The sequence below is a fragment of the Psychrobacter sp. genome (assembly GCF_041554015.1).
Lineage (GTDB): Bacteria > Pseudomonadota > Gammaproteobacteria > Pseudomonadales > Moraxellaceae > Psychrobacter.
Genome location: NZ_JBFFMS010000004.1, coordinates 51,440 through 64,048, shown reverse-complemented (window position 1 = coordinate 64,048; position 12,609 = coordinate 51,440). Strand labels below are relative to the sequence as shown.

Below are 12,609 nucleotides of genomic sequence, written 5' to 3'. Positions count from 1 at the left end.
TTTGTAATGACCCATTCATCACGACTGATGATGATTCACCTTATGTTTTTTGAACCTATTTGCTAAGACTTTCATAGTCAGAAGGGATATTATGGCTTCTTTTACCAACCAAGATTTACGTAGAGCGGGACTAAAAGTAACGTTACCGCGTATCAAAATTTTAGAGCTGCTTGAGAGTGCAGAGCTGCATCATATGAGCGCAGAAGAGGTTTATAAAGCACTGATTGAGCAAGGCGAAGATGTGGGTTTGGCAACCGTTTATCGCGTGCTGACTCAGTTTGAACAAGCTGGCATTGTCGAGCGCCACAACTTTGAAAACAATTTATCAGTGTTTGAGATTACCCAAGAAGAGCATCATGACCATCTGGTTTGTGACAACTGCGGTAAGATTGTCGAATTTCATAATGAAGTGATTGAAGAAGAGCAGCTTAAAGTCGCAGCAGAGCATGGCTTTAAACTATCTGGCCACTCATTGGTACTATACGGTATCTGTGATGACCAAGCCTGTAAAGACAGTGTCAAGTAACCATTAAAATCTCGATAAGATAAAAAAGCCCTCATTATCTGTGAGGGCTTTTTTAATGGTTTTTTAGGTATAGAAAATGCTGGCTGTGGCTACAGATATCTCATTAGGTAATATCTAATGATAAGCTATCCGCACCTTCATCTAAGTTTGCGCTACCATTTTTGCTGCTCAGTTTAATTTTTAAGCGCAGATCATTAGGCGAGTCTGCATGGAGAATCGCTTCTTTATAAGTAATCTCTCCGTTTTCATATAAATCAAACAGCGCTTGGTCAAATGTCTGCATACCGCTATCACGTGAGCGTGTCATGACATCTTTGATTTCGTGCACCTCACCTTTACGGATATAATCGCTGATCAGCTGTGAGTTTAGCAAGATTTCGATAGCAGCGCGGCGTCCTTTGCCATCAGGCGTTGGAATCAATTGTTGGGCGATAATGGCTTGTAAATTCAGCGATAAATCCATAAACAACTGATTGTGGCGACTGGTTTCAAAAAAGTGAATAATGCGGTCGATTGCTTGGTTGGCGTTATTGGCGTGCAAGGTTGCAAAGACCAAATGCCCCGTTTCAGCATACTGAATCGCATAACTCATAACCTCGCGATTGCGAATCTCACCAATCAAAATAACGTCAGGTGCTTGGCGCAGGGTGTTTTTTAGACCGGCTTCAAAAGAGTGAGTATCGATACCGACTTCGCGCTGAGTAATAATACAGCCGCGATGCTTATGAACAAACTCGATAGGGTCTTCTATGGTAATGATATGACCGTGAGAGTTTTGATTGCGGTGTCCTATCATGGCAGCAAGGGTGGTCGATTTACCCGTACCAGTTGCACCAACCAATAAAATAATACCGCGCTTCTTCATTGCCAGCTCTTTTAATGCTGGTGGCAGGCGCAGCTCTTCAACCGTCGGGATTTTGTTTTCGATTTTCCGTAAAATCATTCCTGCCATATCGCGCTGTATAAAGGCGCTTACTCGAAAACGGGCTTGCTGCGCCTGATCAGTAATCGCAAACTGACACTCATTGGTCTCATCAAACTCTTTTTGCTGATTGATAGTCATAACGCCTTTGACCAGCCTCATGGTTTGTTCAGCCGTCAAAGGTGTTTTACCAACGGGCAGTATTTTGCCATTGATTTTCATAGAAGGGGCAACATCAGCAGTAATAAAAAGGTCGGAGCCGTTTTTATTAATCATCAATTGTAAAAGCTTATCAATGTCCATAACGTACCTATAGGTGCCAGAGAATGTGCCATAAATAGCGTGAAACCCACTGCAATAAACTTTTTTGCAAAAGATGACCATTAACCTAAAAAATGATTGCTTAGATAGCGGCAATAATTAGTATATGCCTTTAGTCAGAATACCTGATAATATTTATATTATAAAAAGGCTTCAGGCTGCTTGGCATAAGGTCGTGCAACGTCTTTACTGATTGTGCCTCTTGCTACAAGATTTTTAAGGGTTTGATCGAGGGTGATCATGCCATCACCAGCACCGGTTTGGATAGCAGAATACATTTGGGCGATTTTATTTTCTCGTATCAAGTTACGAATAGCGGGTGTCCCTAACATAATCTCATGAGCGGCAATTCGCCCGCCTGTCTGGCGGCGTAGCAGCGTTTGCGAGATGACTGCTTGCAACGATTCTGATAACATCGCTCGAATCATGTCTTTTTCAGCCGCAGGGAAGACGTCAATAACACGGTCAATAGTTTTGGCAGCAGAGCTGGTGTGCAACGTGCCAAAGACTAAGTGACCGGTTTCAGCGGCGGTCAAAGCTAAGCGGATGGTCTCAAGGTCACGTAGCTCACCGACTAGGATAACGTCCGGATCTTCACGCAACGCTGAGCGCAGAGCTGGCTCGAACCCTAAAGTATCGCGGTGGACTTCACGCTGATTAATCAAACTCTTTTTGGAGTCATGAACAAATTCAATCGGGTCTTCAATGGTTAAGATATGCTCTTTACGATTTTCATTGATATAATCAATCATGGCGGCAAGCGTGGTTGACTTACCTGAGCCGGTTGGACCTGTGACCAATACTACGCCACGTTTGAAGTCTGAAACACGCTTAAATACGTCGCCCATACCTAGATCTTCCATCGTCAAAACTTTGGATGGAATGGTACGAAAAACCGCGCCAGCGCCGCGATTTTGGTTAAAGGCGTTAACACGAAAGCGGGCTAGATTTGGAATCTCAAAAGAAAAATCGGTTTCAAAAAACTCTTCAAAGTCGGCTCGTTGTCTATCATTCATGATGTCATAAATGAGCTGATGCACCACCTTGTGGCTCATCTCTGGCATATTAATTCGCGTCATCTCGCCATCGACTCGAATCATCGCAGGCATACCGGCTGAAATATGTAAATCTGAAGCCTTATGCTTGACGGTAAAACGCAGCAGATCTTCAATGCTTAAATTTTGTTCAGCCATAATCGGATATTCCTATCAATAAATAAAGTGTGCCAAAATCAACATAGAGAGTAGACGACAAGCAAGGTTATATGGCAGTGTTTGAGCCAACCTCATTAAGGTAGGTTAGCACTCATCATGATTGTTACTGTTTTTAAAGATATTAGTAGTATATGTTAAACCATGTAACAATATCATAACAAGACTGTACCGATTTAACCATCTACTGTCTGAAGAAAATGCAAAAATAGACTGACTGGTTTTCTACGCCGAAATGTAGCAACGTAGCAATGTAGCAATGTAGCAATAAAACCTCGATACAATTTACGCTATTTTTTTGGACGCATTCTATCAATAAGAGTTTTTATGACTATGTCTTCTCAGCAAATACTCAAACAAGCCGCAACCACATTGACCACCAATGATAAAGCAGAGAGCGATCATCTGACTGACAACTGGCAGCAGGTAAAGGCGCAAGTGCTACAGGCGTGTGCACAAATGACAAGGCAGCCTAATAAAGTCACCTTACTGGCGGTCTCAAAGACCAAGCCTGCTGAGATGATTGCGACATTAGCGCGGCAAGGGCAGCGTGATTTTGGTGAGAACTACTTGCAAGAGGCTATTGAGAAAATACAAGCTTTACGAGAACGACCGGAAGGCAAATCTATCGTTTGGCATTATATCGGCAGTATTCAGCGTAATAAGACCCGTGATATTGCTGAGCATTTTGATTGGGTGCAAACGCTTGAGCGTGAGATTATTGCCAAGCGTCTTGATGAGCAGCGTCCAGCTGAGCTGCCGCCGCTTAATGTGCTGATACAAGTAAATATTGATAATGAAGATAGTAAATCCGGCTGTTTGCCAGCTGAATTGCCTGCATTGATATCTGCCATTAAACATTACGAGCATCTGCAGTTGCGTGGTCTGATGATTATTCCAGCAAAAGCCAATACCGATGCCTTTGCTCGAACCAAGCAGTTATTTGAAGATATCAAGCGTGAGCATCCAGAACTGCCACAGTGGGATACGCTGAGCATGGGCATGAGTGATGATATGAGCGCAGCTATCGCCAATGGCTCGACTATGGTGCGCGTCGGCACGGCAATATTTGGTGCGCGTGCCTAATTTTGAGTTTGTGATTAATTAACGGTTAAATCCTTAAGCCCATGCTAAATCAAATTATAGAATACTAAATATTAGCTGCGCTTATTATTTAACCACTTCTTCAAGTTTGGTGACCAGTAGCTGGGTAATTTTGAGATTGTCAGTAGCGATAATCTCAAAACGATAATTGGCATATTCGATGGTATCGGTTTTTTTAGGAATTTTGCGCAGCATATACATCATAAAGCCGCTGATGGTTTCATAGTTCTGACTGCGCGGCAAATTCACAATATCGAGCGCCCGAATAACGTCTTCAATCGGCGTCATGCCATCGATAAGCCAAGAATTATCCGTACGCTGCACGATAGGTTGCTCTTCAACCGTCACCAGCTCACCCATGACAATACTCATCACATCGCGTAGGGTAATGACGCCAACCACCAAGCCATATTCATTAACGATAACCGCAAAGTCAGCGCCGGTCGATTTAAACATCTCTAAGACTTCAAATAAAGACAAGGTATCGGGTACAAATAACGCCGGTTTTAATAGCGCTTTGTCAGTTAGATTAACTTCTTGTTGGTTAAGTACCAAGGCTAAAAAGCTACGCGACTCTACGTAGCCGATAATCTGCTCTAGATCGTCTTCCTCACAGACCAAAAACTTATTATGCGGCTGCGCAATCATCACCTTGACCACTTCTTCTGTGCTGGTCTTGCTATCAAAATAGACGATATGTTCACGCGGATTCATCACTGAGGTGACGGTACGCTCTTGCATCTCAAAGATATTTTCGATCAAATGGTGCTCTTGCTTTTTGAGCACCCCAGCTTCAGCGCCAGCGTCCATGACTGCATAGATATCTTCTGGAGTAATGTCATCTTGGCGAATGGTTGAGATGTCAAAAAGCTCGAAGATAAGGTTCGCGGCGCCATCAAAGACCCAAATAACCGGCTTAAAAATAAAAGTCAGCGCCATCATCGGGCGTACCAGTCGCACAGCAAAGATTTCTGCATTAGACATCGCCAAGCGCCTAGGCATCAAATCAGCCAGTAGGGAAAATAAACTGGTAATAAGCACGAATGAGATGATAGATGCCGCCGCTTCATGCTTGATGAGCAGCTGCAAATAAGGGCTAATAGCGGACTCACCAACTGCACCGGCAGAAATGGCGACGGCGTTCAGCACAACTTGCACCACCGTAATAAATCCACCAGGACTTTCTTGCATCTGAAGGACATCAAGGGCGCGGACTTCGCCTTCTTTTGCCATGATTTGTAGCTTAATCTTGCGACCAGCAGCGATGGCAATCTCGGCGGCAGAGACAAAGGCACTCAGGGTGAGTAATAAAAGAAGGAAGACAGTAGCGGTGATCAAACTCATGACGGACTCGGATAAAAATAGGTAGGGTAGTTAAATGAAAAACAGTAGTTAGAATAAGGTGAGGTAAGAGATTATGTATAAAAATTTAGGGCAAGTAGCAGAAGATTATTTATCAATAAAAACTAAAAAAGCTGGGTAAGAAGCACCCAGCTAATGATAAAACACTTAAATAATATTATATAAAGCTATATAAAAACTTAAATTTATCCAACCTTTTAGTGTATCATTTAAATAGATTTTATTCTAAAAATAACGGTATCTCTAAAAGGTCGTAACGATAAATCAGTGGGTAAAGCTTAGCCTTTTATGGACCATTTATTCACCAGTGGGAAACGACGCTCGCGACCAAAGGCTTTATGGCTAATCTTAGTGCCAATCGGTGCTTGCGAGCGTTTGTATTCGCTGTTATCAACCATCTTGATAACCTTGGCGACCAAGTCAGCATCAAAGCCTTTATCGACGATATCTTGATAGCCCATATCTTCATCGATATACGACATTAAGATACCATCTAAAACATCATAATCAGGCAGGCTATCTTGGTCTTTTTGGTCAGGGCGTAGCTCAGCCGATGGCGGACGCGTAATCACGCGCTCAGGGATAACTGGCGTATCTTCTAAGCGGTTACGGTAGCTTGCAAGCTTATAAACTTGTGATTTATACACGTCTTTTAGCACATCAAAGCCGCCAGCCATATCACCATATAAGGTTGAGTAACCAACCGCTAACTCTGATTTATTACCCGTCGTGATAACCAAATGACCAAATTTATTAGACAGTGCCATCAGTACCACACCGCGTGCGCGCGCTTGGATATTCTCTTCGGTAGTATCAGCAGGCGACTTGTTAAATAATGGCGCTAAAGTATGGCGAATACCTTCAACCGCATCGAAAATCGGACAAACGGTATAAGAAACGTTTAAGCGACGTGCCTGTGCTTGTGCATCTTCTAAGCTGATTTGCGAGGTGTATTCGTACGGCATCATGACCGCATAGACTTTATCAGCGCCCAAGGCGTCGACAGCAATACACAAGGTCAAGGCTGAATCGATACCGCCTGATAAGCCAACGATGATGCCCGTAAAGCCTGAAAGATTGACGTAATCACGGAGACCGACGACCAATGCTTGATACATCTCTGACTCACGGCTCAATGATAACGGCGCTTTTGCTTGCGTATCAAACTTTGCGGTTTTGACATCAAAGCTTGCCAGTAGCAACTGATTCATAAAGCGTGAGGCTTCATGGGCGACGCTGCCGTTAGCTTGAATGGCCATAGAGCCGCCGTCAAAGACCAAGTCATCTTGACCGCCAACAGCGTTTAGATAAACGATAGGCAAATTATTTTCGCGGCTACGTTTGGCCAGCATGGTTTTGCGCGTATCTTGTTTTTCGATCTCAAATGGTGAGGCGTTTAAGCTCACAATCAGGTCAGCGCCTTGTTTTTTAAGCTCGGCAATAGGACCTTTTTCCCACAAATCTTCACAGATCAGCAGACCGATGGTAATACCTTTATAGTCAAACAAGACTTGATTGCGACCTTTATCAAAATAACGGCGCTCATCAAATACGCCATAATTTGGCAGAATTTGCTTATGATAAAATCCTTTTTGATGACCGTTATGCAAGATAGCGGCTGAGTTAAAGGTGCCATGATGATCAACATGCGGATAGCCCACAATCATGACGATATCATCGATATCACTTAAAGACGACAGCGCGCTTTTGACGCGACCTGAAAGACTAGGACGTAGCAATAAATCTTGTGGCGGATAGCCTAATAAAGCGAGCTCTGGAAAAATAATAACATCAGCGCCTTGCTCGCGCGCTTGTAGGGCTAGGGTACGCATTTTTTCAGCATTGGCTTTGATATCGCCAACTAAGAAGTGGGATTGGGCTAGGGCAAACGTAACGCTATCTTGCGATTTTGAAGCTTGGTTGCCCTTATTAGAAGGCGTAAGGTTGGGGTTATCAGTATCTCTTGCAGTGTCTTTTGACATTGTTATTGTTCCTATCAATAGGTTATTTAAATCTGTTAAATATTACTTGGTTCCAAATAAAACCAAATGAAAATATGTTTTCGAAAACCCTTCAAATATGTATTTTCAATGACGTGCTTAAAATACGTGGCATTAAATAATGCAGCAGACTTTTTAAACACGTTAAACACGTATAGGCATGAATGTCATGCAGCTGTGCCCTCTCAATTTATGCAAACTGCTCTAAATATCATCTAGAGTGCGATCATAGGCGAGAGGTTATTTCATAGACGTTAGGGGCTTATCTTAATAAAAGTCATAAAGCCAAACCAACAAAGCGTCATTTAAAAGCGTAAATCAATCCCTTTAGTATAACATCAATTGATGTTACTAATAGAACCAGCCAGTGATTTAGCGCTGTAGATGACAGAGCTAAAAATGCCTCAAAAGCGTACTTCGATGGTGTTTTTGTTGAAACAATTCTGACCTATAGGTTTTGGTTATGGCCATCAGTGACGATACAGGCACCAACAGATTTGCTCTCAAGAAAGTTGTAAGTAAAGGTTACAACATAGCCTTATTTATTTGGATAATCTTGTTGCATAATAGTGTTTTGCTGTTAGCCTTATTACCCTTGTAAAGGTAGATGTTTTAGCCAAATCGGTACTGCTCAAAATCTTCGCTAATGGATGAAAATTACAAACATGCTCTGTGATTTCAATAACCCATTTATAAACTTTATAGTAGAGCGTTAAGGTTCTACTGATGCCCTTGGTTTGCACGTTATGATTGAAAACTGGACAAAAGAATTTATTATTCAGCGCTTGCTGGCAATCACTTTATTGGTCGTGCTGTTTGTACTGTGTTTTCAAGTAGTGCAATTTTTTATTGTACCGGCACTGTGGGCAGCAATTTTGGCGTATGTGACCTTTCCTATTTATAACTTTTTTCATCAACGGGTTAGGTTCAGCTCAAATTTTAGTGCAGCGATTATGACCGTCAGTATTACTTTGATGATAGGCGTGCCCTTGGTAGCGGGTATTTTTATCTTGCAGCAAGAAGCTTTGAGCCTGATTAGCAATTTGATCTATCGTATTAAAGTAGGTTATTTGGATGTGCCTGATTCTGTCAAAGATTTGCCGATAATAGGGCAGCAGGTCAAAGATGTGCTGTGGCGCATCAATAAAAATCCTGAGGGAACGCTAGAGGCGTTTCGTTTGTGGGTACAGTCGCATCTGTATTATGGCAAGATTGCCTTTGATGTGGTGTTTAGTGGGCTTGCCAAACTTGGTATGGCACTTATGACGGTATTTTTCTTTTATCGCGATGGCACAAGCTTAGTCCGTCAAATTCGCCAAGCGCTGCGCAATATCATCGGTAATCGTATCGATGGTTATATCGATTCGGTCGGTACTACTACGCGTGCGGTGGTCTACGGTATCGGATTGACCGCACTGGCACAGGCATTGCTTGCGGGGATTGGTTACTATTTTGCCAATGCACCGAGTCCTATTTTGATGACGATTGTGACATTTATCATCGCCTTAATTCCTTTTGGTACGCCATTTGTGTGGGGCGGCGTTTCAATCTGGCTCTTGACCCAAGGGCATACCGTTGAAGGCATAGGTTTGGCGCTATGGGGCATACTAGTGATCAGTTGGGTAGATAACCTGATCCGTCCGATCGTTATCAGCGGCGCGACCAAAATTCCTTTTATTATCATATTTATTGGGGTGCTGGGCGGTCTGACGGCGTTTGGTTTTGTTGGTTTGTTTATCGGACCTGTGGTGCTGGCAATCGGTCTTGCGGTATGGCGTGAATGGATATCGCAGCACAAAAATGATTTGTTTGCTCAGCAAGAAGAATTGGATCAAGGTAAAAGCTTGACTAAAGTGAAACAGCCGAGCCCGAGCCAAGACACACCGGTATAAGCGCGTTTATAGCAAAGCAATCATCTAAAGCGCTGAAAGCCATAGATAAGATGATCCCTATTCAATGAGACGGTAGCGAATACGATGAAAAACGATACGATGAAAAATCTCACTATTGTGGCTGATAGTAATATCGCAAGCCTCGATGAGTATTTTAACCCTATGGCACTGGGTCAAAACACTGAGCAACAGGTACGGGTCATACGTGTTGCTGGTCGCGATATCAATGCAAAATTGGTGGCAGAGTTGCAGCCCGATGTGCTGTTGATACGTTCAGTAACTCCAGTAGATCATTCACTGCTGGCTCACAATAATAGCGTCAAATTTGTCGGTTCTGCGACCATCGGTACTGACCATGTCGATCAGGATTATTTGGCCACGCGTAATATCACCTTTGCCAATGCCGCCGGCTGTAGCAAGCATTCAGTCGCGCAATATGTATTGACGGCTATATTGACCTTGCGCCCGCAGTATTGGCAGCAGTCCACGCCGCCATTAACATTGGGCATCATCGGACTTGGTAATATTGGCAGTACGCTGGCTCAGTATGCCAATGATTTAGGCTGGCAAGTATTGGGTTATGACCCTCTATTAGCGAGCTCTGCTATCAATAATGCCAGTTTTGAGCAGGTACTGCGCCAAAGTGATGTACTCAGCTTACATGTGCCTTTGACGGATAAAAAAACTGTCGATATGCAAGGTTCAATTAGCCTCAGCAATACCGTCAGCGACTATCCGACCCGTCATTTAATCAATGCAGAGGCTTTGGCGATGATGTCGCCGCATACCATGCTGATCAATAGCGCGCGCGGACCTGTGATTGATGCGGACGCTCTTGAAGCCGATATCGATGCAACTAAACGTCAAGTGGTATTGGATGTGTTTGAGCATGAGCCGCAGATTGCTGAGCGTCTGCTCTCTAAGCTTGCGATTGCCACCCCGCATATCGCTGGTTATACCCTAGAAGGTAAGCTGCGCGGCACACAAATCATTTATGATGCCTTATGTGAGAAGTTAGCAGTACTGCCTGTATTGTCGATGCATCAGCTGCTACCGCTCAATACTTATCTATGGTCTGAGCTAAAAGAAAATCCAGATAGACTGCTAAAGTTTTATGATATTAAAAAAGACGATGCGGCACTAAGAAACAAAGTCACTCATGGCAAAGTAAAAGGGGTGGATTTTGACCAATTACGCCGTGATTATCATCTGCGCCGTGAGTGGCAAGCATAAACACTCAATGAATAATCAGAGTGACTGTTTATAACTATCTGTTCTTATGATTTATGAGGCACTATAACTACTTATGAGTAACGCCAACAACCTGCCTGTGCCTAACCTAAGCTATGCACCAACCATGACCCTTGCCATGGCGCAGCAGCGTGCGCAGTTTATGAGTGTCATTCGGCAGTTCTTTGCCACACGGCAAGTATTAGAAGTGCAGACGCCGCTGCTATCGCAAGCGGGCAATACCGATACTTTTTTGCAATCAGTCGCGGCGCAGGTCACCTATCAAGACAAACCTTGTACTTACTATCTGCATACGTCACCTGAATTTGCCATGAAGCGTTTGCTTGCCAGCTGGCAGGTGCCTATGTATCAGATTTGCCCAGTTTTTCGAGACAATGAGATAGGGGCGCGCCATAATATCGAATTTACCATGCTTGAATGGTATCAGCCGGATTATGGTCTGGATGAGATGGCGGCTGAACTGGGCCAACTGTTAGAAGCTCTCTATGGTCATCCGGTCATCCTAAGTCATTATCGCTACGTCGATGCTTTTATGGACTTTGTTGGCATCCATCCGCTGACAGCTAGCCTTGATGCCTTGCAGGCAGTCGCCGAGGATAAAGGTTTGATAGGCTTTGATTTTAATAGCGATTTTAATAATACAAAAGATAGCGAAGCAGATATTCGTCAAAGCTGGCTTGACTTATTATTTAGTCATGCAGTCGAGCCAAATTTGGGGCATGACTTACCAACATTGATTATAGAATATCCGCCTGCGACAGCCGCATTGGCAAAAACCGCTGTTGATAAAGAAGGTAATACAGTTGCCAAGCGTTTTGAGCTGTATATTAAAGGTATTGAGATTGCCAATGCTTATGACGAGCTAGCAGACGGGCAGGCACTAAGAGAGCGGTTTGAGCATGATAATCAGTTGCGTAGGCGCCACAACTTGCCACAAATGCCAATCGATGAACACTTAATTGCCGCGTCTGACGACTTGATACCTTGTAGCGGGATTGCGGTCGGTTTAGATAGGTTGTTGATGGTGTTGATAGGTGCAACAAGCTTAGAAGAAGTTATCGCTTTCCCTAGCGGTTTGGCTTAGTCGCTCTTTGATAGATTAAACATAGTCGCCACTTATTTAACAAGCACATAATAACAAAGCGCGTAAACCGAAAGGCTTATGCGCTTTGCTATTTTAACCACTGTTAAGCTATTTACTATAATTTTGCAATAGCATCATCAATGTCTGTTTCACCATTATGCATACTAAACACGGTGTTGATGCTATTATCTGCATTGAGTACCGCAGCTAACGTAGTAGCCACATCTTCGATTGAGTTCTCACCAGAAGCGTCATCATTGATGGTGATTTTCCCAGTAGCCGCTCGCTCTTTTAATGCTCCTGCTTGCACGATGGTGTAATCAAGACTGCTATTATTAATCAACCACTGATCAGCGTAGTGCTTGCAGATATAGTATGCCTTTAAATCTGCAATCGCTGGGTTGTCCCATTTGCTGGTATCTAATGAAAAGACGGTGCTTAGCATAATATAGCGTTTGATGCCTTTATCTTGTACGGCTTGCATGGTTTTAACTGCCCCATGTAAATCGACTTCTAATACATCTTTACCACCAGAACCGGCGACGAAATAGACAGCATCGATATCTTGATCAATTTGTCTTTGAATTGCATCTTTGTTTGCAGTGATATCCAAATCTAATTGGCTATAATTATTATCTGAAAATAACTTTTCTTCCTGACGGGTAGTGCCAATCACTTGATGATTATCTGCTAATAGCTGTTTAACCAAGTCCGTACCCACTCGGCCACTTGCGCCGATCACTAAAATCTTCATAACTATTCCTATTTTTATTTACGTTATTGTCGTTTAAAAGTTGAATATAGCGTAACAAGAAAAATCGGCACGCTTCGTTATGAAGCGTGCCGATTGCATAGTGTTTGGTTATGGAGTGTATACGGTTTGCAAGGAAGCAAAGAGGGTATACGGTTTGAAATAATAGAGAGAACGTTATGTAT

At 43.2% G+C, this 12,609-nt stretch carries 10 protein-coding genes; 5 read left to right on the top strand and 5 right to left on the bottom strand.

The features are described 5' to 3' along the window. Positions 1-91: 91 nt before the first annotated feature. Complete coding sequence (fur, locus tag ABYU67_RS02470; RefSeq protein ID WP_372843435.1) at positions 92-526, top strand: ferric iron uptake transcriptional regulator; 435 nt, start codon at positions 92-94, stop codon at positions 524-526. A 103-nt stretch (positions 527-629) separates the two neighbouring features. On the opposite strand, the gene ABYU67_RS02465 is transcribed toward fur, so the two are convergent. Both ABYU67_RS02465 and ABYU67_RS02460 read right to left on the bottom strand, forming a co-directional pair. Further along, on the bottom strand, positions 630-1,751 hold the full coding sequence (locus ABYU67_RS02465; protein ID WP_372843434.1) for a PilT/PilU family type 4a pilus ATPase: 1,122 nt from the start codon (positions 1,749-1,751) through the stop codon (positions 630-632). A 158-nt stretch (positions 1,752-1,909) separates the two neighbouring features. Then, entirely contained in the window at positions 1,910-2,962 is a 1,053-nt protein-coding gene (locus ABYU67_RS02460; protein WP_372843433.1) for a type IV pilus twitching motility protein PilT, read from the bottom strand. Between the two features lie 351 nt (positions 2,963-3,313). Here ABYU67_RS02460 and ABYU67_RS02455 point away from each other — a divergent pair, with 351 nt between their 5' ends. Beyond that, positions 3,314-4,066 carry a YggS family pyridoxal phosphate-dependent enzyme gene (locus ABYU67_RS02455; protein WP_372843476.1) on the top strand — a complete coding sequence of 251 codons (753 nt, stop codon included), beginning with the start codon at positions 3,314-3,316 and terminating at the stop codon, positions 4,064-4,066. Positions 4,067-4,150: 84 nt separating this feature from the next. On the opposite strand, the gene ABYU67_RS02450 is transcribed toward ABYU67_RS02455, so the two are convergent. Both ABYU67_RS02450 and ABYU67_RS02445 read right to left on the bottom strand, forming a co-directional pair. Continuing rightward, positions 4,151-5,428, bottom strand: a complete 1,278-nt coding sequence (locus ABYU67_RS02450) for a hemolysin family protein (protein WP_372843432.1) — start codon at positions 5,426-5,428, stop codon at positions 4,151-4,153. Positions 5,429-5,724: 296 nt separating this feature from the next. Beyond that, positions 5,725-7,428, bottom strand: a complete 1,704-nt coding sequence (locus ABYU67_RS02445; RefSeq protein ID WP_372843431.1) for an NAD+ synthase — start codon at positions 7,426-7,428, stop codon at positions 5,725-5,727. A 764-nt stretch (positions 7,429-8,192) separates the two neighbouring features. On the opposite strand from ABYU67_RS02445, the gene ABYU67_RS02440 reads away from it, so the two are divergent. The 3 genes from ABYU67_RS02440 (at position 8,193) to epmA (ending at position 11,673) form a co-directional block, all read left to right on the top strand. After that, on the top strand, positions 8,193-9,338 hold the full coding sequence (locus ABYU67_RS02440; protein ID WP_372843430.1) for an AI-2E family transporter: 1,146 nt from the start codon (positions 8,193-8,195) through the stop codon (positions 9,336-9,338). Positions 9,339-9,437: 99 nt separating this feature from the next. Then, the gene (locus ABYU67_RS02435; protein ID WP_372843475.1) at positions 9,438-10,571 is read left to right on the top strand and encodes a 4-phosphoerythronate dehydrogenase; all 1,134 of its coding nucleotides are present in this window, start codon (positions 9,438-9,440) and stop codon (positions 10,569-10,571) included. Positions 10,572-10,644: 73 nt separating this feature from the next. Further along, positions 10,645-11,673, top strand: a complete 1,029-nt coding sequence (gene epmA, locus ABYU67_RS02430) for an EF-P lysine aminoacylase EpmA (protein ID WP_372843429.1) — start codon at positions 10,645-10,647, stop codon at positions 11,671-11,673. 115 nt (positions 11,674-11,788) lie between these two features. Here epmA and ABYU67_RS02425 read toward each other — a convergent pair whose 3' ends face one another. After that, positions 11,789-12,427 (bottom strand): NAD(P)H-binding protein, encoded by a 639-nt coding sequence (locus tag ABYU67_RS02425; RefSeq protein WP_372843428.1) that lies wholly within the window; start codon positions 12,425-12,427, stop codon positions 11,789-11,791. Positions 12,428-12,609 lie beyond the last annotated feature (182 nt).